Raw genomic sequence first — 20,445 nt, 5'->3', positions numbered from 1 at the left:
GATTCCTGTCTGCGGGGGAGCCGCATGAAGTGTCGGGTCGGCACGTCCCCGCGAGGCGGCGGTGCCCGAGCGGGGTGTGACTCCAATCACGGTGACAGTAGAGCATGCCGCAGCACTGTGCAAGCGTTCGATGAGTGCTTCCCGGGGAACCGGATGTGAGCGATCCCCGGCGATTCGGGAGGCCGGGCTTCCGCAGGGCGGAAAAACGTTCTCGAAATGAGACCGGGCTTTGTAGCTTGATTTCGCATTGCGGAATCGCAATTTCATTCTCAAGGGAGTAAATTGCGAGTGACGAAGGTGTCGCACCTCATACTCGGCCGCGCGGCCCGCGGCCCGGGAAGGACGGAAGCCATGACCACCGTGGACGCCACGACCACTGCACAGACGCTCGAGGAGCTCGCCGCCCAGCTGCCCGACGGGGCGGTCATCACCGACCCCGTGAAGATGGAGGCCTATCGCTGGGACCGCGCCAACGACCCCGACGCGGGAATGCCGCTCGCGGTCGTCCGCGCCACCTGCACCGAGGACGTCCAGGCCGCCGTGCGCTTCGCGGCCGCGACGAACACCCCGGTGGTGCCGCGCGGAGCCGGTTCGGGGCTGTCCGGCGGATCCACCGCGCAGAACGGTGCGATCGTGCTCTCCGTCGAGCGGATGCGCGAGATCCGGATCGACCCGCTCACCCTCACTGCCGTCGCCCAGCCCGGCGCCATCAACGCCGAGGTCAAGGACGCGGCCGCGGAGCAGGGACTGTGGTACCCGCCGGACCCGGCCTCCTTCGAGTTCTGCTCGATCGGCGGGAACATCGCGACGAACGCCGGCGGCCTGTGCTGTGTGAAGTACGGCGTGACCACCGACTACGTGCTCGGGATGAAGGTCGTGCTCTCCGACGGCCGCCTCGTCACGCTCGGCGGGCCGCGCCTCAAGGACGTCGCCGGGCTGTCCCTGACGAAGCTGTTCGTCGGCAGCGAGGGCACGCTCGGCATCATCACCGAGGTGACCCTGCGCCTCATCCACATCAAGCGCAATCCGAGCACCCTCGTCGCGACCTTCCGGACCCTCGACGACGCCACTCGTGCGGTGCTCGGCATCACCCAGCAGATGCGCCCCTCGATGCTCGAGTTCATGGACCGCCCGACGATCAACGCGGTCGAGGACGAGACCCGGATGGGCCTCGACCGGGAGGCCGCCGCGATGCTCATCGTGCAGTCCGACGAGCCGGCCGGCTACGCCCAGCACGAGATCGAGACCATCGCCGAGGTGTGCGAGGCGAACAACGCCACCGAGTGCTATCACACCGACGACCCCGACGAGGGTCAGGCATTCATCGCCGCCCGGCGCATCGCGATCCCCGCGGTGGAGAAGAAGGGCACGATCCTCCTCGAGGACTGCGGCGTGCCGCTGCCCGAGCTCGGGCGCCTCGTCTCCGGCATCGAGGAGATCAGCCGCAGGCGCGAGGTGCTCGTCGCCGTCATGGCCCACGCCGGGGACGGCAACACCCACCCGCTCGTCGTGTTCGACCCCACCGACGACGCGCAGCGCGAGCGCGCGCACGTGGCCTATGGCGAGATCATCGACCTCGCGGTCTCGCTCGGCGGCACGATCACCGGCGAGCACGGGGTGGGTCGCCTCAAGCGGCCGTGGCTCGGCGACTACCTGGGTCCGGACGTCCTCGAGCTCAACCACCGCATCAAGAACGCCCTCGACCCGCAGGGCATCCTCAATCCGGGCACCGTCTTCGAAGCCCGGGAAGGACGCTGAATGACCCCCGATACGACCGCCCCGGTCTACACCACCGTTCCCGTCATCACCCACGACACCGCCGCCGGTGCCGTCGCGCTGACGATCGAGGAGGGGGAGAGGGTCGGTGTGCGCGCCTGCGCGACGATCGTCGACCCCGCCCTCGGGCTCGTCGCCTACGGCCGCGCCGACGGCATGACGCCGCACAGCGTCGAGACGAGCCGGCGCAAGGCGAACACCGCCGCCTCCACCCGCCGGCCCAGCGCGCTCATGAACCCCGAGCTCGCGCAGAAGCTCGAGCACGGCACCGGCGGCCTGCTCACGAGCATCGCCGGCGGGGTGCCGCTCGTGTTCGACGGCACCCTCGTCGGCGGCCTCGGCGTCGCCGACGGCAAGCCCGACGAGGATGCGGTGATCGCCGCGGCCGTGCTCGAACGGCTCGGGGCCGAACCTCCGGCGACGGCCTGACCCGGCCCACCGCACCGCACCGGGCCATCCGTCCGCCACAGTCCATCGCGCCACCCGCACCAGACCGCACCCGCACCCGACACTGAGGAGTCCCTCATGACCACGACCCCGATCGACCTGCCCGACGGCCTCGAGATCACCGGCGAGATCAAGCCGGAGCACCTGTCCGTCCTCACCCCCGACGCCCTGCAGCTCATCGTCTCGCTGCACCGCGCCTTCGCCGGCACCCGCCAGGAGCGCCTCGCCGCCCGCAAGGACCGCCAGGCCCGCCTCGACGCCGGCGAGGAGCTCGACTTCCTCGAGGAGACGAAGGCGATCCGCGAGGACGACTCGTGGAAGGTGGCACCGCCCGCCCCCGGCCTCGAGGACCGCCGCGTCGAGGTCACCGGCCCGACCTACCGCAAGATGACGATCAACGCGCTCAACTCCGGGGCCAAGGTGTGGCTCGCCGACCAGGAGGACGCGAACACCCCGGCCTGGGACTCCGTGCTCGGCGGCCAGGTCAACCTGCTCGACTCCCTCAACCGGGAGATCGACTTCGTGTCCGAGCAGGGCAAGGAGTACACGCTGCGCCCGGACGAGGAGCTGCCGACCATCGTGGTCCGCCCCCGCGGCTGGCACCTCGAGGAGAAGCACATGCGGATCGACGGCGAGATCGCCTCGGGATCGCTCGTCGACTTCGCCCTCTACCTCGCGACCGCCGGCAAGGTGCAGATCGAGAAGGGCCGCGGCCCCTACTTCTACCTGCCCAAGATGGAGTCGCACCTCGAGGCGCGCCTGTGGAACGACGTGTTCATCCACGCGCAGGAGGCGCTCGGGATCCCGCGCGGCACCATCCGCGCCACCTGCCTCATCGAGACCTACCCGGCGGCGTTCGAGATGGAGGAGATCCTCTACGAGCTCCGCGAGCACTCCGCCGGCCTCAACGCCGGCCGCTGGGACTACATCTTCTCCGTCATCAAGACCCACCGCGCCAAGGGCGAGGACTGGATCCTCCCCGACCGCGCCCAGGTCACCATGACCGTGCCGTTCATGCGCGCCTACACCGAGCTCCTCGTGCGCACCTGCCACAAGCGCGGTGCCCACGCGATCGGCGGCATGAGCGCGTTCATCCCCTCCAAGGACGAGGCCGCCAACACCAAGGCCTTCGACCAGGTGGAGAAGGACAAGTCGCGCGAGGCGAACGACGGCTTCGACGGCTCGTGGGTCGCCCACCCCGGAATGGTCGAGGCCTGCCGCGCCGAGTTCACCAAGGTGCTCGGCGACAGCCCCAACCAGATCGACAAGACCCGCGAGGACGTCGCCGTCACCGCCGCCGACCTCCTGTCGGTCAAGGACACCCCCGGTGAGATCACCGAGGCCGGTCTGCGCGCGAACATCTCCGTGGGCATCCAGTACGTCGGGGCGTGGCTCAGCGGCAACGGCGCGGCCGCGATCAACGGGCTCATGGAGGACGCGGCGACCGCGGAGATCTCCCGCTCGCAGGTGTGGCAGTGGCTCCACTTCGGCGTCACCCTCGCCGACACCGGGGAGGCCGTGACCAAGGAGCTCGTCGACCGGCTGATCGACGAGGAGGTCGACTCGCTGCCCGGCGGTGCCGCGCAGTGGGGCACCTCGAAGGACCTCTTCGCCCGCATGGCGACGGCCGAGGAGTACCACGACTTCCTCACCATCCCGGCCTACGAGCTGCTCGACTGATCCGAGTCGCACCGGCCGAGGCCGGTCCTGCCGCCCGGGCAGGCGACGCGGGGGCATCCACCGATCGGTGGGTGCCCCCGCGGCGTTCGCGGTGAGGACACAGAGTGCGCGAATCCCGGTTCCCGGCCCCGCTTCCCCGTACCATGGGGATCATGGCGACCAGTACGACTTCCCCCGCTGCTGGTACCGGCACCAGGCGTCGACGCAGCGCGTCGACCGCACCCACCGGACGTGCGGGGGCACACGAGACCGACCCGAACGTGGTGACAGGTGCATGGATGGGAGTGGCCCGCATGGCAGGCAACAGGACCCGCAAGGTGCTCACCGAGACCCCCGATGAGCAGAGCCCGACCCGACGCGACGGCACCGCCTTCTTCCTCGTCGGGCTCGCGATCGTCGTCGCCGCCTTCGAGTGGTGGAACATCCCCGGCGCATTCGGCAACGGCGTGCGCGCCGTCATCGAGGGCTCCCTGGGGCGCGTCGCGCTCTCCCTGCCCGTGCTGCTCCTCGGCTACGCCGTGCGCCTGTTCCTGCGCGGTGAGGACACCCGCGGCAACAACCGGATCCTCATCGGTCTCATCGCCTTCGTGCTCGCCGCCGCCGGGCTCGCCCACATCGCGGCGGGCAGCCCCGGCTTCGCGAACTCGCGCGAGGCGATGATCAACGGGGGAGGGGCGCTCGGCTTCATCGTGTCCTCCCCGCTCGTCGCCGCGACCACGGTGTACGTCGCCGTCCCGCTCCTCGTGCTCCTCGGACTGTTCTCGCTCCTCGTCATCACGGCCACCCCGGTCAACACGATCCCGCAGCGTCTCCACGGCCTCTACACCCTGCTCGTCGGCGGGGAGGCCGCGCCCCGCGAGGCCGCCGGAGCCGACGACACCGACCTCGTGCGCGACAACCGCACGACGAGCACACTCAAGCCGGTGATGGGCGCCAAGCGCCGCTCCCGGAAGAAGAAGGACGACTCCGCCCCGCAGTACGAGAAGGAGGAGGAGAAGGCCTACGACAAGGCCTACATCCACGACGCGGAGGTCGACCCCGACGCTCCCGCCGCCCCGTCCCCGGAGCCGGAGCTCTACGACGTCGACGCCGAACCGCGGGTCCGCCCCGGTCAGCGCCGCCCCACCCGGGCGGAGAAGGAGACGGCCAAGCTCAAGGCCGACCTCGGGATGGAGGACGAGGCGACCCGCGTCATCGACCGCGAGCCCGACCCCGAGGCCACCGTCCCCGCCGTGTCCACCCCGGCTCCGCAGGCCACCGGCGAGCTCCCGCAGCGCGTCGAGCAGCTCACGCTGGCCGGTGACATCACCTACACCCTCCCGAGCTCCGATCATCTGCTCGCCGGGCCCCCGGCGAAGGAGCGCTCCGAGGCCAACGACCGGGTCGTCGAGGCGCTGCGCGACGTGCTCGAGCAGTTCAACATCGACGCCGAGGTCACCGGGTTCTCCCGCGGCCCGACGGTCACCCGCTACGAGGTCGAGCTCGGCGCCGGCACCAAGGTGGAGAAGGTCACTGCGCTGAGCAAGAACATCGCGTACGCGGTGGCGAGCGCCGACGTGCGCATCCTGTCCCCGATCCCGGGCAAGAAGGCGATCGGCATCGAGATCCCCAACGCGGACCGCGAGACCGTCGCGCTCGGCGACGTGCTGCGCTCGCAGGCCGCGCGGAAGACCGACCACCCGATGGTCGTCGGCGTCGGCAAGGACGTCGAGGGCGGCTTCGTCGTCGCCGACCTGTCGAAGATGCCCCACCTGCTCGTCGCCGGCGCGACCGGCTCCGGCAAGTCGAGCTTCATCAACTCGATGATCACCTCGATCATGATGCGCGCGACCCCGGACGAGGTGCGCCTCATCCTCGTCGACCCCAAGCGCGTCGAGCTCACGATCTACGAGGGCATCCCGCATCTCATCACCCCGATCATCACCAACCCCAAGAAGGCCGCAGAGGCGCTCGAATGGGTCGTCCGCGAGATGGACGCACGCTACGACGACCTCGCGCAGTTCGGGTTCAAGCACGTCAAGGAGTTCAACAAGGCCGTCCGCGAGGGCCGTGTGCAGGTGCCGCCCGGCTCCCAGCGGGTGCTCCAGCCGTACCCGTACCTCCTCGTCGTCGTCGACGAGCTCGCCGACCTCATGATGGTCGCCCCGCGCGACGTCGAGGCCTCGATCCAGCGGATCACGCAGCTCGCCCGTGCCGCCGGCATCCACCTCGTCCTCGCCACCCAGCGCCCGAGCGTCGACGTCGTCACCGGCCTCATCAAGGCCAACGTGCCCTCGCGGCTCGCCTTCGCCACCTCCTCGCTCGCGGACTCCCGCGTCGTGCTCGACCAGCCGGGCGCGGAGAAGCTCATCGGCCAGGGCGACGCCCTGTTCCTCCCGATGGGCGCGGCGAAGCCGATGCGCGTGCAGGGTGCGTGGATCAACGAGAGCGAGATCGAGAAGGTCGTCTCCCACGTCAAGGGCCAGCTCACGCCGGTCTACCGCGAGGACGTCGCGGTGGAGAAGCCGGCGAAGCAGATCGACGAGGAGATCGGCGACGACCTCGACCTCCTGCTCCAGGCCACCGAGCTCGTCGTCACCACCCAGTTCGGCTCCACCTCGATGCTCCAGCGCAAGCTCCGGGTGGGCTTCGCCAAAGCCGGGCGCCTCATGGACCTCATGGAGTCCCGCGGCATCGTCGGCCCCTCGGAGGGGTCGAAGGCCCGCGACGTCCTCGTCACCCCCGAGGACCTGCCGGGCACGCTCGCGGTGATCCGCGGCGAGGAGCCGCCGGCGGGAGCGGCCGCGCCCACCGGTGCGGGTGCGGCCGGTGCCGCAGGTGCGGGAGCCGGTGCCGCCGAAGCGGCGGGCGCGGCGTACGGCGCCGACCCCGACGCCGAGCCCACCGACGTCGTGCCGACCGTCGGGGACATCGATCCGGACACCGGGCTCGAGGTCGTCGAGGCCGGCGGCGAGGACGCCTGGGATCTCACCGGCAGGTAGGCTGGAGCGGTGATGACCGAGAAGCCGCAGCCGAGTCCGTGGAACCTGCCGAATGCGCTCACCGTGCTGCGCATCCTGCTCGTCCCGCTGTTCCTGTTCCTGTTGCTCGGCCATGACGGCCTCGACCCGATGTGGCGCCTCGGCGCGTTCGTCGTGTTCGGTCTGGCGATGCTCACCGACAAGATCGACGGGGACCTCGCCCGGCGCTACGACCTCATCACCGACTTCGGCAAGATCGCGGATCCGATCGCCGACAAGTCCCTCATGGCCGCGGCCCTCATCGGCCTCGCCCTCATCGGTGCGCTGCCGTGGTGGATCCCGATCGTCATCCTCGTCCGCGAATTCGGGATCACCGTGCTCCGGCTGCTCATCGTGCGCAGAGTGGTGGTGCCCGCCTCGAAGGGCGGCAAGCTCAAGACGCTCCTGCAGACGATCGCGATCGGCCTCTTCATCGTGCTCCTGCCGCTGGCCGCGGTCGTCCCCGACGGCGTGACGATCGCCGTCATCGTCATCGCCTGGGTCGTCATGACCGCCGCCGTCATCGTCACCCTCGTCACCGGGATCGACTACTGCATCCAGATCGCCCGGCTGCTGCGGGAGCCGCGCGAGCCCCGCGCCCGCGCATGAGCGGCCCACCGGACCCGGACCCCGCCGTCGTCGAGGTCGTGACCGGTCTCGTCGAGCACGGACTCACCCTCGCGACCGCGGAGTCCCTCACCGCCGGCCTCATCGCCGCGACCCTCGTCACGGTGCCCGGCGCCTCGGCCGCGGTGCGGGGCGGTCTCATCACCTACGCCACCGACCTCAAGGCGAGGCTCGCCGGGGTCGACCCCGCGCTGCTCGACCGGGTCGGTCCGGTCGACGCCGAGGTCGCGAAGCAGATGGCCCAGGGCGCGGCCCGGGTGTGCGGCGCCGACCTCGGACTCGCGTGCACCGGAGTGGCCGGCCCGGACCCGCAGGACGGGAAGCCGGTGGGCCTCGTCCACCTCGCACTCGCCCATGCCGACGGCACCGAGCACGCGGCGCACCGCTTCTCCGGCGACCGGGCGGCGATCCGCGCCGCGACGACGGCCGCGGGGATCGCGCTCCTCGCGGAGCACCTGCGCAGCCGCGGTGCACCGGGTTCCGGGGCCGGGCGTGGCCCGGTTCGGCAGTAGCCCTGCGGCAGCGTCACAGTTCGCTGTCAATCGCCCGCGCAGGCCGGAGCGGGATGGAGCAGCCGGGTGCGGTGCGGGTAGGCTACAGGGAACAAATCGGTGGCGTCGGCGGTTGCATCCTTCACATGGATAGAGTTCTGAACCGAGACCGCACCCACCGTCCGCTGCTACCGGGAGGATCGTCATGACGCTGCTGCGCACCGAGATCGGCGACTCCCTGCGTGCCGCCCGCCGGCGCCAGAACCGCACTCTGCGCGACGTCTCCACCGGCGCGAGCGTGTCGCTCGGCTACCTCAGCGAGATCGAGCGCGGCCAGAAGGAGGCCTCCTCGGAGCTCCTGTCCGCGATCTGCGAGGCCCTCGATCTGCCCGTGTCCTCCCTGCTCCGCGAGGTCAGCGACCGGTTCGCGATCAGTGAGGGCGTGGAGATCCCGGACACCGTCCCGGTGGAGATGTCCCGGCGCGTGCTCCAGGGCGAACCGGCCGATGCCCTGGCCGGGCCCGCCTGAATGCGTCACACGCTCTACTGGACGTTGATGAACGAGGAGTTCGGACAGGTCCGTGCGGAATCCCTCCACACCGACCTCGCCCTGTCCACGCTGGGCTCACGCACCGCGGCCGAGGCCTTCGACGCCGGCATCGAGCCGCGCGACATCTGGACCGCGATCTGCGAGGCCACCGGCGTGCCGCCGGAGCGGCGGCTCGGCCGCGACACCCCGCGCGCAGCACCCTTCTGAGGAGGCGTGCGCCCGTTGCCGGTGCCGGGTGCTGGGGACAGGCGACGACGGCCTGCCGTCCGCGGGTCACAGCATCGCCACGACACGCCCGCACATATCGAACAGGTGTTCCCATTCCGGGTTAGGATGGGTCCCATGACGGGTTCGGCTGTGACCCGGGGACGTGCGCACCACCGTCTCCATCCACAGCCGGACCGCTGATCCGGACCCGTGTCCGTGCCGCGTTCTAGAGTGCTGGCAGACGGACCCACCCAAGGAGGAACCCATGGCAGCACGCACCCCCCGCTCACCGCAGGCCGGCTCGGCGGACAACAAGTCCAAGGCGCTCGAGGCCGCGCTCGGCCAGATCGACCGCCAGTACGGCAAGGGCGCCGTGATGCGCCTGGGCGACGAGACCCGCGCCCCGATCGAGTACATCCCGACCGGCTCGATCGCCCTCGACATCGCGCTCGGCATCGGCGGGCTCCCGCGCGGCCGCGTCGTCGAGATCTACGGCCCGGAGTCCTCGGGCAAGACGACCGTGGCGCTCCACGCCGTGGCGAGCGCCCAGCGCGCCGGCGGCATCGCCGGATTCATCGACGCCGAGCACGCGCTCGACCCGGAGTACGCGAAGAAGCTCGGCGTCGACACCGACCAGCTGCTCGTCTCGCAGCCGGACACCGGTGAGCAGGCGCTCGAGATCGCGGACATGCTCATCCGCTCCGGAGCGCTCGACGTCATCGTCATCGACTCCGTCGCCGCGCTCGTCCCGAAGGCGGAGATCGAGGGCGAGATGGGCGACTCCCACGTCGGCCTCCAGGCCCGCCTCATGTCCCAGGCGCTGCGCAAGATCACCGGTGCGCTCGCCCACTCGAAGACCACCGCGATCTTCATCAACCAGCTCCGCGAGAAGGTCGGCGTGTTCTTCGGCTCCCCGGAGACCACCTCCGGTGGCAAGGCGCTGAAGTTCTACGCCTCGGTGCGCCTCGACGTGCGCCGCATCGAGACGCTCAAGGAGGCCGGCGAGGCCGTCGGCAACCGCACCCGCGTCAAGGTCGTGAAGAACAAGATCGCCCCGCCCTTCAAGCAGGCGGAGTTCGACATCATCTACGGCCAGGGGATCTCCCGCGAGGGCAGCCTCATCGACATGGGCGTGGACAACGGCATCGTCCGCAAGTCCGGCTCCTGGTTCACCTACGACGGGGACCAGCTGGGGCAGGGCAAGGAGAACGTCCGGAACTTCCTCCGCGACAACCCGGGCCTGGCCGAGGAGATCGAGCTCAAGATCAAGCACAAGCTCGGCCTCATCGCCGAACTCCCGGGCGCGCCCGCCGAGGATGCCGCAGCACCGGCACCGGCACCGGCCGACGACCCGGCGGCCGCGCCGGAGAAGAGCAATGTCGACTTCTGACGCGCACCGCCGCGAGGACCGTTCCGCGGAGGCGGTCCTCGCGGCGGCCCGGCGGGCCATCGACGAGGTCATGGCCCGCTCGAGCAGCGGGGCCGCCGGCGATTCCGGTGCCGCCGGGTCACCTGACGGTGGCGCACCGCTGCCCGGCGGGCTCGCCGGGGTGTGGCGGGGTGCCGAGCGCGCCCCGGTGCCTGCTGAACCTGCAGCACCTGCGGCATCTGATGCCGGGGACGAATCCGCGGCACTCGCCGGCGGGGTGAGCGCGGACGACCCGGAGTACAAACGCGCGAAGAAGCGGGCGCTCAACATGCTCGCCGCCCGTGACCATGCGACCGAGGAGCTCCGGTCGAAGCTCCTGCGCAAGGAGCACCCCGAGGACGTCGTCGACACCCTGCTCGACCGGCTCACCGCCTCCGGGCTGCTCGACGACGAGCAGTTCGCCGCCGGCTTCGTGCGCGCCCGCCGGGAATCCCGCGCGCTCTCCGTACGGGCCCTGCGCCAGGAGCTCACGAAGAAGGGCATCCCCGAATCCGTCAGCGAGCACGCGCTCGAGGACATCGACGACGAGTTCGACCTCGCCTACGAGGTCGCGCTGAAGAAGGCGCGGAGCACTGCGAACCTGCCCCACGACACACGCCTGCGCCGCACGCTCGGCATGCTCGCCCGGCGCGGCTTCCCCCAGTCCGTGTGCATGGCCGCAGCCCGCCGTGCCCTCGAGGACGCCTGAGCATTCCGAGGGCGCGTTCGATTCCCGCGACGCACCCTGGCTCGCGACGTTCCCCTGTCCGCGACGTCCCCCTGTCTTCGACTCTCCCGACCCGGCGTTCCCGGAGTCGACGGCTATGGAGCCTGCGGGGCAGCACGGGAGGCCTCGGTACACTGGAGCCCTGATGACTGACACCACCGCACCCCCGCTGCCGCTGACCGAGGCCCCTGCAGATGCCCGCACCTACGCGGTGACGACCTACGGGTGCCAGATGAACGTCCACGACTCCGAACGGCTCTCGGGCCTCCTCGACGACGCAGGCTACCGGCCGGCCGACACCGGTGAGACCGCCGACATCGTCGTGTTCAACACCTGCGCCGTCCGTGAGAACGCGGACAACCGCCTCTACGGCAACCTCGGACGCCTCGCCCAGGTCAAGAAGGAGCGCCCGGGCATGCAGATCGCCGTCGGCGGCTGCATGGCCCAGAAGGACCGCGCCGCGATCGTCGAGCGGGCCCCGTGGGTCGACGTCGTGTTCGGCACCCACAACATGGGCTCGCTGCCTGCGCTCCTCGACCGCGCCCGCCACAACGAGGAGGCGCAGGTCGAGATCCTCGAGAGCCTCGACGTGTTCCCCTCGACCCTGCCCACCCGGCGGGAGTCGCACCATTCCGGCTGGGTGTCGATCTCCGTCGGCTGCAACAACACGTGCACCTTCTGCATCGTGCCCGCGCTGCGCGGCAAGGAGAAGGACCGCCGGCCCGGCGACATCCTCGCCGAGGTCCAGGCACTCGCCGCCGACGGCGTCATCGAGGTCACCCTGCTCGGCCAGAATGTCAACTCCTACGGGGCGGAGTTCCGCGACCGCGGCGCCTTCGCCAAGCTGCTCCGCGCTGTCGGCGCGGTCGAGGGGATCGAGCGGGTGCGCTTCACCAGCCCCCACCCGGCGGCGTTCTCCGACGACGTCATCGACGCGATGGCGGAGACTCCCACGGTGATGCCGCAGCTCCACATGCCGCTCCAGTCCGGCTCGGACCGGATCCTCAAGGCGATGCGCCGCTCCTACCGCACCTCGCGGTTCCTCGGCATCCTCGAGAAGGTGCGCGAGCGCATCCCGCACGCCGCGATCACCACCGACATCATCGTCGGCTTCCCGGGGGAGACCGAGGAGGACTTCCAGGGCACCCTCGACATCGTCCGCCGGTCCCGCTTCGCCCAGGCCTTCACCTTCCAGTACTCCAAGCGTCCCGGCACGCCGGCGGCGGACATGCCCGACCAGCTCCCCAAGGAGGTCGTGCAGGAGCGCTTCGAGCGACTCGTCGCCCTCCAGGACGAGATCTCCTGGGAGGAGAACCGCGCCCAGGTGGGCCGCCGGGTCGAGGTGCTCGTCACCTCCCTTCCCGACAGCGAGCACCACCGGTACACCGGCCGTGCCGCCGACAACCGGCTCGTCCACGTCGGCCCCACCGGCCCGCTGCCCACCGTGCGTCCCGGCGACGTCCTCAGCGCCGAGGTGAGCGAGGCCCGGCCGTTCTTCCTCATCGCCGACGGTCCGGCCCTCGTGCGGCCCACCGCCTCCGGCGACGCCTGGGACCGCGCACAGGCCGATTCCTGCGGCACCGGCGGCGGCGCACCCGGCGGGCCCACCGTGCTCGGCATGCCCACCCTGCGCCCCCGGAGCTGATCCGTGCCGGCCCGCGCCGCACACCCCGACGGCCCCGGAGCATCTCACGGCCCCGAAGACCCGGTCGATCCCGCGCACCCGGACGGGCCCGACCGCCCGGACGTCTTCGACCATCCCGTGATCAACGTCGTCGGCGCGACCGCGACCGGCAAGTCCGAGCTCGCGATCGCCCTCGCCCAGCGCCTCGGCGGGGAGATCATCAACGCCGATGCGATGCAGTTCTACCGCGGCATGGACATCGGCACCGCGAAGCTCGCGCCCGGCGAGCGCGGCGGCATCGCCCACCACCTCCTCGACATCCTCGACGTCGACGAGGACGCCTCCGTCGCGACCTTCCAGCACGAGGCGCGCGCCCTCATCACCGCGATCCGCGGCCGCGGGCACGTGCCGATCCTCGTCGGCGGCTCCGGCCTCTACGTGCGCGCCGCGACGGACCGGATGGCGTTCCCCGGCACCGACCCGCAGGTCCGGGCCCGGCTCGAGGCCGAGGCGCACGACCACGGCAGCGCGGTCCTTCACCGGCGGCTCGCCGGGCTCGACCCGGAGGCGGCGCGGACCATCGCCCCGGCCGACACCCGGCGAGTGGTGCGCGCCCTCGAAGTGCTCGAGATCACCGGCGAGCCCTTCAGCGCCCAGCTGCCGCGCTACGAGTACGCCCTGCCCACCGTGCAGGTGGGGCTCGCCCTCGACCGGGCGGCCCTGCACGAGCGGATCGCGGCGCGCGTCGGGCGCATGTGGGAGGCCGGCTGGGTCGACGAGGTGCGCGCCCTGCTGCCGCGCGGCCTGCTCACCGGCACCACCGCCCGGCAGGCGATCGGCTACGCCCAGATCGTCGACCTGCTCGCCGGCCGCCTCGCCGAGCCTGCCGCCCGCGAATCGACGATCGTGCGCACCCGCCAGTTCGCCAAGCGGCAGGACACGTGGTTCCGGCGCGACCCTCGGATCCGCTGGCTGCCCGCGGGCGCCTCGGCCGTCGATCGCGCTCTCGAGATCCTCGGGGCGGACGGCGGCGCGCAGCGGTAGATCGGGGCGGCAGCAGAGCGGAGCAGTAGACTGGCCGGGTGACTACGTACGCACTCACCCGGGGCCACGGCACCGCCAACGACTTCGTCCTCCTCGCCGATCTCGACGGCGCCGCCGACCTCTCTCCCGAGGCGGTCGCCCTGCTGTGCGATCGTCGGCGCGGCGTGGGCGGCGACGGTCTCATCCGGGTGGTCCGTTCGGCAGCGGCCGGGATCCCCGAGGCAGTGGACGCCCACACGGTCGGCGCCGAATGGTTCATGGACTATCGCAACGCCGATGGCTCGATCGCGGAGATGTGCGGCAACGGCGTGCGCGTCTTCGCCCACCACCTCGTCGAGCACGGCTTCGTCGACCTCGCCGCCGGGCCGCTCGCCGTGGGCACCCGGGCCGGCGTCAAGCACGTCGCCCGGGTCCCGGACCCCACCGGCGCGCAGGAGGCCTGGTACCGCGTCGACATGGGCCGCTGGGAGTTCCCGCGCCCGATCACCGAGGGTGCCGACTCACTCGTCGACACCGCCGGCATCGACGTCCCCCGTCCGGCGATCAGCGTCGACATGGGCAACCCCCATACCGTCGTCGCGCTCGCCGGGGCTGAGGAGCTCGCCGCCGCCGACCTCACCCGGCTCCCGGCGGTCGACCCGCTGCCCGTACACGGCACCAACGTCGAGTACATCGTCATCGAGCCCGACCACGACGGCGATCCGTCGACCGGCCGGCTCGCGATGCGCGTCCACGAGCGCGGGGTGGGGGAGACGCAGTCGTGCGGCACCGGGGCCTGCGCGGCCGCGCTCGCCGCCCGCTTCTGGGCCGGATCGAACGGCCCGACGACCTGGACGATCGCTCTGCCCGGCGGCACCGTCGAGGTCGAGATCAGCGAGAGCTCGGTCGCCCTGTCCGGTCCTGCCGTGCTCATCGGCGACGTGGTGCCGACCGCGGAGTTCGCCGCAGCCCTCGCCGCGCGCTGACAGGCCGCGCAGGTCTCGGATCGTCGCCCTATCAGCCCGTGGGTGCGCGGGACCGTGTGCCGGCGAGCGGAGGTCAACGGTTCCGGAAGGTATGATCCCCGGCTCTCAGTCGGCTGAGCGCGTCACGACGAGGACGCGGAAGCCCTTCGCCGAGGAGTGCTTGGCCACCGTGTAGCCCGCGCCGAGCATGTCGGCGATCCACACCCGGAGCGAATCGGCGCCGAGGTTCTTCGACACGACGAGCCACGCCTGCCCGCCCGGGGCGAGCCTCGGCAGCCAGGTCTCCAGCAGCCCGTGGAGGACCTCCTTGCCCACCCGGATCGGGGGGTTTGACCAGATCGCGTCGAACGCGATGTCGGCGGGCACCTCGGCGGCGGTGACGGTCCGGATCGCATCCAACCCGAGGTCGCGGGCGTTGCGGGCGGTGAGCTCGAGGGCCCGCTCGTTGACGTCGAGCGCCCAGATCCGCACCGCGGTCCCCGCTTGACGCGCCTCGAGACCGGCCTGCAGGGAGATCGGCCCCCAGCCGCACCCGAGGTCGAGCAGCTCCCCGGCCGGCGGCTCCGGCAGCGCCTTGAGCAGCACCTGCGTGCCGAGGTCGAGTCGGCCGGGGGAGAACACGCCACCGGCCGTCGTCACCGCGACCTCCCGGCCCGCGAGCCGGGCGGTGATCGTCCGGAGCGGCCCGGGCGCGGAAGGATTCGCGGAGAAATAGTGTTCAGTCATCACGCCCATGGTAATCCGCGCACCGGCCGCCGCCCGGCGCGCCTGTGGGAGAATGGAAGACCGACCACTACCGAGAGAAGTCGATGCCCGTGACCGGATCCACCCCGGATTCCCCCGTCGATCGTCCGACGACCGACCAGCCGTCGAACGGCACCCCGCACGACGACCCGAGCACCGCCCCGACCAGCGAGGACCGGCGGCGCGCGATGATCGACCGCGTCCTCTCCCGCGCCGGCACCGCGCTCACCGACGAGCAGCTCACGCACGAGGACGAGACCCAGCTCGACGTGCTCGAGCGGCGTGCCCTGCGCCGCGTCGACGGACTGTCGACCGAGCTCGAGGACGTCACCGAGGTCGAGTACCGGCAGCTGCGCCTCGAGAAGGTCGTGCTCGCCGGGCTCTACACCTCCGGCACCGCACTCGAGGCGGAGACCTCCCTGCGGGAGCTCGCCGCGCTCGCCGAGACCGCCGGCTCGACCGTGCTCGACGGCCTGCTCCAGCGTCGTGACACCCCGGACCCGGGAACGTTCTTCGGGCGCGGCAAGGCCCAGGAGCTCGCGGAGATCGTCGCCGCCGTCGGCGCGGACACCGTCGTCGTCGACTCCGAGCTCGCCCCCGGCCAGCGGCGCGGGCTCGAGGACGTCGTCAAGGTCAAGGTCATCGACCGGGTGGCGCTCATCCTCGACATCTTCGCCCAGCACGCCAAGAGCCGCGAGGGCAAGGCCCAGGTCGAGCTCGCCCAGCTCGAGTACCTGCTGCCGCGGCTGCGCGGCTGGGGCGAGTCGATGTCCCGGCAGGCCGGCGGCCGGGTGGCCGGCGGTGAGGGCATCGGCTCGCGTGGTCCGGGTGAGACGAAGATCGAGCTCGACCGGCGCCGCATCCGCACCCGGATGGCCAAGCTCCGCAAGCAGATCAAGGCGATGGAGCCCTCGCGGGAGACCAAGCGCGCCAACCGGACGCGCAACCACGTGCCGAGCGCGGCGATCGTCGGCTACACCAACGCCGGCAAGTCCTCCCTCCTCAACCGGCTCACCGCCGCCGGCGTCATGGTGCAGAACGTCCTGTTCGCCACCCTCGACCCGACGGTGCGGCAGGCGCAGACGGCCGACGGCCGCGACTTCACCTACACCGACACCGTGGGCTTCGTCCGCAACCTGCCCCACCAGCTCGTCGAGGCGTTCCGCTCGACCCTCGAGGAGGCCGCCTACGCCGACCTCCTCGTCCACGTGGTCGACGCCTCCCACCCGGACCCGACGAGCCAGATCCAGGCGGTGCGCGATGTCCTCGCCGACGTCGACACCGCCGACATCGGCGAACTCATCGTCTTCAACAAGGCCGACATCGCCGACCCGGTCGCCCTCTCCGCGCTGCTCCGCGCCCACCCGGGTGCGCTCGCGGTGTCCGCCGCGAACGGGGCGGGGATCGCCGAGCTCGAGGCGCGCATTGCCGAGCTCCTGCCCGAGCCCGAGCACGAGCTCACCGTCCTCCTGCCCTACGACCGCGGCGACCTCGTGTCCCGCATCCACGACGAGGGCACCGTGCTCGAGGAGAAGCACCTGGCGGAGGGCACCGCAGTGCAGGCGCGCGTCGACTCCGACCTCCTCAGCGAGCTCGAGGAGTACCGCAAGCCGGACATGTTCTCCGGGCCGGCTGCGTGACCGCGACCGCCGACCTCCTCGCGAGTGCCGTCGACGCGCTCGGCGGCAGCCCGCGGGAGGGGCAGCAGACCATGGCCGAGGCCGTCGCCGGCGCTCTCGGCTCGGAGACCCACCTCCTCGTCCAGGCCGGCACCGGGACCGGGAAGTCGCTGGCCTACCTCGTGCCCGCGCTCGAGCACGCCGTGCGCACCGGCGAGCGGGTCGTGGTATCGACGGCGACCCTGGCGCTGCAGAACCAGATCGTCAACCGCGACGTGCCCCGCCTGCTCAAGGCGCTCGGCGGAGACCTCGAGCGCAAGCCGCGCGCCGCCGTCCTCAAGGGCCGCCGCAACTACGTGTGCAAGCACAAGCTCGACGGCGGCTACCCCGATGACGCGCTCGGCATGCTGTTCGACCTCGGGGCCGACGACGCCGCCGGGCGCGGCTCCGCCTCGGCGTCCGCGTCCGCGCTCGGCGAGGAGATCCAGCGGGTGCGCAGCTGGGAGCGGATCACCGAGTCCGGGGACCGCGACGACCTCGTCCCCGGTGTCTCCGACCGGGCCTGGGCCCAGGTGTCGGTCAACGCCTTCGACTGCCTCGGCTCGAAGTGCCCGGTGTTCGAGGAGTGCTACGCGGAGCGGGCGAAGATCGCCGCGGCCGCAGCCGACCTCGTCGTCACCAACCATGCGCTGCTCGCGATCGACGCCTTCGGGGACCACGCGGTGCTGCCCGAGCACGACGCCGTCGTCATCGACGAGGCCCACGAACTGCGCGACCGGGTGACGAACGCGCTCTCCGGTTCGCTCACCGTCGCCATGCTCCACGCCGCCGCGCAGGCCGCGCGGAAGAACACCGCCGTGCAGGACGGGGTGATCGGGCTCCTCGAGACCGCCGCCTCCGCCTTCGACAAGGCGCTCCAGGCGACCACCGAGGGGCTGCTCCAGGTCTGGCCCGAAGCGCTCACCACCGCCGTCATCGCCGTCCGCGACGCAGCCCGGCAGATCCTCGCCGAGGCCGGTCGCGGCACCGAGTCCAAGGAGGCCGACGCCGGCCTGCAGATGGCCCGGGCCCGCCTCCAGGAGGTGTTCGAGCTCGCCGAGCGGATGAGCGAGCTCGCCGACAACGACGTCACCTGGGTCACCCGCTCGACCTTCCGGGAGACGGAGACCGTCTCCCTCGTCGTCGCTCCGCTCAGCGTCGCCGGCACCATGCGCAACGGGATCTTCGCCGAGTCCACCGTCGTCGCCACCTCGGCGACCCTGGCACTCGGCGGCCGGTTCGAGCCAGTGGCCGCCTCGCTCGGCCTCGCCGGTCCCGAGGCGCCCCGGTACGACGCGATCGATGTCGGCTCCCCGTTCGACTATCCCAAGCAGGCGATCCTCTACGTCGCCTCCGGGCTGCCCCGACCGGCGCGCAGCGGGCTCAACGAGGAGATGATCGCCGAGCTGCGCGAGCTCGTCACCGCCTCGCGCGGCGGTGCGCTCGGACTGTTCTCCTCCCGCTTCGCCGCCGAGCAGGCCGCGACGGCCCTGCGCGAGACGCTCGACACGCCGGTGCTGCTCCAGGGGGAGGAGTCGCTCGCCGCGCTCGTCGCCCGGTTCTCCGCGGAGGACGACACCTCGCTGTTCGGCACGATGTCGCTGTGGCAGGGGGTCGACGTGCCGGGCCGCACGTGCCGGCTCGTCGTCATCGACCGGATCCCGTTTCCGCGCCCCGACGACCCCCTCACCCGTGCGCGCACGCAGGCCGCCGAGCGGAACCGCGCCAACGGCTTCATGACGGTCAGCGCCACCCACGCCGCGCTCCGGCTCGCGCAGGGGGTCGGCCGGCTCATCCGCACCACCGACGACCGCGGCGTGGTCGCCGTGCTCGACTCCCGGCTGCGCACCGCGCGCTACGGAGGCTTCCTCGCCGATTCGCTGCCTCCGATGTGGCGCACCGAGGACGGCGCGGCGGTTCGCTCCGCCCTCTCCCGCCTCGCCGAGCAGGACTGAGGCCGACCGCCGGGGTACGACGAGGGCGGGATCAGACGAAGCCTGGGTGGGGCCCGGCCGGGCACGACGAGGGCGGAGCACCGATCGGTGCTCCGCCCTCGTGACGCTGCGGACGCGCTGCGCGGTCGGTGCCCAGCAGGCCTCAGACCCGCCGGATGACCGCGGTGACGATGCCCATGATCGTGGCGTGGTCGCCGTCGATCGGGTCGTAGATCGGGTTCTGCGGCAGCAGCCACTGCTTGCCGCCGCTGCGCTTGAGCGTCTTGACCGTGGCCTCCTCGTCGAGGAGTGCCGCGACGATCTCGCCGTTCTCCGCCGACTGCTGGCGCCGCACGACCACCCAGTCGCCGTCGCAGATCGCGGCGTCGATCATCGAGTCGCCGGCGACCTGGAGGAGGAAGAGGTCACCGGAGCCGACGACCTGGGTGGGCAGGGCGAAGACGTCCTCGACCGCCTGCTCCGCGGTGATCGGGCCGCCGGCGGCGATCCGCCCGAGCACCGGCACCATCGCCGTGTTCGCCGAACCGGGTTCGGCGGCCGGCGGGGCCTCCTCGGCCGGGTTGACGATCTCGATCGCACGGGGGCGCTTGGGATCGCGGCGCAGGTAGCCGAGGCGCTCGAGCTGGGAGAGCTGGTGGGCGACGCTCGACAGGGACGCCAGACCGGCGGCCTTGCCGATCTCGCGCATGCTCGGCGGGTAGCCGTTGGTGTACACGGCCGACTCGATCGTCTCGAGGACGAGCCGCTGGCGCGGAGTGAGGCGCTGGTCCCCGGCGGCGGCCGAGCCCTCGGGGAGCTCGACGATATCGGCCTGGGTGGCGCGGAAGTCCTCGATCTCGTCGACGACGGCGTCATTGCGCGGGCGTCCTCTGGGGCGTCGTGATTGGGGGCTCATTCCTCTTCCCTTCCCGTTCCTCTCACCGTGCTGCACGACCGGAGCGTCGTGGGCTCCGGTCCCGACCGCGAGGCCGTGTCCGTGCCCGGTGCAACACTTCGAACATAGCCGATCGCGACGTCGTTCGAATCCATTTTCACACACGTGTTCGAGAAATAGTGGACATCCGTTCGATTGTCGTGTTCAATAGTACATGAGTTCGAATCCCCGGACCGCAGTCGCCGCGCATCATCAGTTCGGCGCACCGGCCGGCCTCGGGATCGATGAAGAGGAGGACACCCCATGTCTGCAAACACCGCACCCGCACCCGCACCCGCGGCCGCCACCGTGCTCACCCCGCGCGGTCGCCGCGCCCTGCGCCTGGCCCGCACCCTCGGTCTGGCCCTGTGCGCGCTCGTCATCGGGATCGTCATCGCGCTGAGCTCCGGGGCCCAGGCCTCCGCCGGGTCCGCCGCCGGCGCCCCGGCCGGTGCGGGCTTCGACACCGTCGTCGTCGAGGAGGGCGACTCGCTGTGGTCGATCGCACAATCGGTCTCCGGCGGCCAGGACACCCGTGACGTCGTCCTCGACATCGTCGAGGTCAACGGACTCGACCGTCAGGTGGTCCACCCCGGGCAGGAGCTCGCCGTCCCCGGACGATAGACTTCT

Annotated in this window: 18 protein-coding genes; 16 read left to right on the top strand and 2 right to left on the bottom strand. The window is 71.6% G+C overall.

Annotated elements, in window-relative coordinates; all coding sequences use genetic code 11:
• Nucleotides 1-351: 351 nt before the first annotated feature.
• The 13 genes from ABD883_RS00330 to dapF all read left to right on the top strand — a co-directional run bounded on the left by ABD883_RS00330 (nucleotide 352) and on the right by dapF (nucleotide 14,545).
• Nucleotides 352-1,758 carry an FAD-binding oxidoreductase gene (locus tag ABD883_RS00330; RefSeq protein WP_345028973.1) on the top strand — a complete coding sequence of 469 codons (1,407 nt, stop codon included), beginning with the start codon at nucleotides 352-354 and terminating at the stop codon, nucleotides 1,756-1,758.
• Entirely contained in the window at nucleotides 1,759-2,205 is a 447-nt protein-coding gene (locus ABD883_RS00325) for a GlcG/HbpS family heme-binding protein (protein WP_345028972.1), read from the top strand.
• A gap of 96 nt (nucleotides 2,206-2,301) precedes the next feature.
• Nucleotides 2,302-3,903, top strand: coding sequence for a malate synthase A (gene aceB, locus ABD883_RS00320; protein ID WP_345028969.1), 1,602 nt, complete (start codon nucleotides 2,302-2,304; stop codon nucleotides 3,901-3,903).
• Nucleotides 3,904-4,196: 293 nt separating this feature from the next.
• Nucleotides 4,197-6,884, top strand: a complete 2,688-nt coding sequence (locus ABD883_RS00315) for a DNA translocase FtsK (RefSeq protein ID WP_345028967.1) — start codon at nucleotides 4,197-4,199, stop codon at nucleotides 6,882-6,884.
• Nucleotides 6,885-6,896: 12 nt separating this feature from the next.
• Nucleotides 6,897-7,511: a CDP-diacylglycerol--glycerol-3-phosphate 3-phosphatidyltransferase gene (gene pgsA, locus ABD883_RS00310; protein ID WP_345028965.1), complete on the top strand. Its 615-nt coding sequence runs from the start codon at nucleotides 6,897-6,899 to the stop codon at nucleotides 7,509-7,511.
• Complete coding sequence (locus tag ABD883_RS00305; RefSeq protein WP_345028962.1) at nucleotides 7,508-8,041, top strand: CinA family protein; 534 nt, start codon at nucleotides 7,508-7,510, stop codon at nucleotides 8,039-8,041. Before pgsA ends, ABD883_RS00305 begins: the two co-directional genes overlap by 4 nt.
• A 184-nt stretch (nucleotides 8,042-8,225) precedes the next feature.
• Nucleotides 8,226-8,549, top strand: a complete 324-nt coding sequence (locus tag ABD883_RS00300) for a helix-turn-helix domain-containing protein (RefSeq protein ID WP_137320081.1) — start codon at nucleotides 8,226-8,228, stop codon at nucleotides 8,547-8,549.
• Nucleotides 8,550-8,777: a DUF3046 domain-containing protein gene (locus ABD883_RS00295; protein ID WP_137320080.1), complete on the top strand. Its 228-nt coding sequence runs from the start codon at nucleotides 8,550-8,552 to the stop codon at nucleotides 8,775-8,777.
• A 265-nt stretch (nucleotides 8,778-9,042) separates the two neighbouring features.
• On the top strand, nucleotides 9,043-10,167 hold the full coding sequence (recA, locus tag ABD883_RS00290; protein ID WP_345028958.1) for a recombinase RecA: 1,125 nt from the start codon (nucleotides 9,043-9,045) through the stop codon (nucleotides 10,165-10,167).
• The gene (locus tag ABD883_RS00285; RefSeq protein WP_345028956.1) at nucleotides 10,154-10,894 is read left to right on the top strand and encodes a regulatory protein RecX; all 741 of its coding nucleotides are present in this window, start codon (nucleotides 10,154-10,156) and stop codon (nucleotides 10,892-10,894) included. Before recA ends, ABD883_RS00285 begins: the two co-directional genes overlap by 14 nt.
• A gap of 163 nt (nucleotides 10,895-11,057) precedes the next feature.
• A complete protein-coding gene (miaB, locus tag ABD883_RS00280) occupies nucleotides 11,058-12,557 on the top strand; it encodes a tRNA (N6-isopentenyl adenosine(37)-C2)-methylthiotransferase MiaB (RefSeq protein WP_345028954.1) in 1,500 nt (499 codons plus the stop codon).
• A gap of 117 nt (nucleotides 12,558-12,674) precedes the next feature.
• Entirely contained in the window at nucleotides 12,675-13,580 is a 906-nt protein-coding gene (miaA, locus tag ABD883_RS00275) for a tRNA (adenosine(37)-N6)-dimethylallyltransferase MiaA (protein ID WP_345028983.1), read from the top strand.
• A gap of 38 nt (nucleotides 13,581-13,618) precedes the next feature.
• Nucleotides 13,619-14,545, top strand: a complete 927-nt coding sequence (dapF, locus tag ABD883_RS00270; protein WP_345028951.1) for a diaminopimelate epimerase — start codon at nucleotides 13,619-13,621, stop codon at nucleotides 14,543-14,545.
• Between the two features lie 105 nt (nucleotides 14,546-14,650).
• Here dapF and ABD883_RS00265 read toward each other — a convergent pair whose 3' ends face one another.
• Nucleotides 14,651-15,271, bottom strand: a complete 621-nt coding sequence (locus ABD883_RS00265; RefSeq protein ID WP_345028950.1) for a class I SAM-dependent methyltransferase — start codon at nucleotides 15,269-15,271, stop codon at nucleotides 14,651-14,653.
• Between the two features lie 83 nt (nucleotides 15,272-15,354).
• Between ABD883_RS00265 and hflX the strand changes: the two genes are divergently transcribed.
• Nucleotides 15,355-16,929: a GTPase HflX gene (gene hflX, locus ABD883_RS00260; protein WP_425548402.1), complete on the top strand. Its 1,575-nt coding sequence runs from the start codon at nucleotides 15,355-15,357 to the stop codon at nucleotides 16,927-16,929.
• Nucleotides 16,926-18,902, top strand: coding sequence for an ATP-dependent DNA helicase (locus ABD883_RS00255; RefSeq protein WP_345028949.1), 1,977 nt, complete (start codon nucleotides 16,926-16,928; stop codon nucleotides 18,900-18,902). The genes hflX and ABD883_RS00255 overlap by 4 nt, the downstream gene beginning before the upstream one ends.
• Nucleotides 18,903-19,044: 142 nt before the next feature.
• Here the strand turns inward: ABD883_RS00255 and lexA are convergent, their stop codons facing one another.
• The gene (gene lexA, locus ABD883_RS00250; RefSeq protein WP_345028947.1) at nucleotides 19,045-19,797 is read right to left on the bottom strand and encodes a transcriptional repressor LexA; all 753 of its coding nucleotides are present in this window, start codon (nucleotides 19,795-19,797) and stop codon (nucleotides 19,045-19,047) included.
• A gap of 282 nt (nucleotides 19,798-20,079) precedes the next feature.
• Here lexA and ABD883_RS00245 point away from each other — a divergent pair, with 282 nt between their 5' ends.
• Nucleotides 20,080-20,439, top strand: a complete 360-nt coding sequence (locus tag ABD883_RS00245) for a LysM peptidoglycan-binding domain-containing protein (protein ID WP_345028946.1) — start codon at nucleotides 20,080-20,082, stop codon at nucleotides 20,437-20,439.
• The last annotated feature ends 6 nt before the right edge of the window (nucleotides 20,440-20,445 follow it).

Source organism: Brevibacterium pityocampae (assembly GCF_039541555.1).
In the GTDB taxonomy this organism is placed as follows: Bacteria; Actinomycetota; Actinomycetes; order Actinomycetales; family Brevibacteriaceae; genus Brevibacterium; species Brevibacterium pityocampae.
The sequence above is the reverse complement of the archived record's forward strand: the minus strand, read 5'-3'. Positions and strand labels throughout refer to the sequence as shown.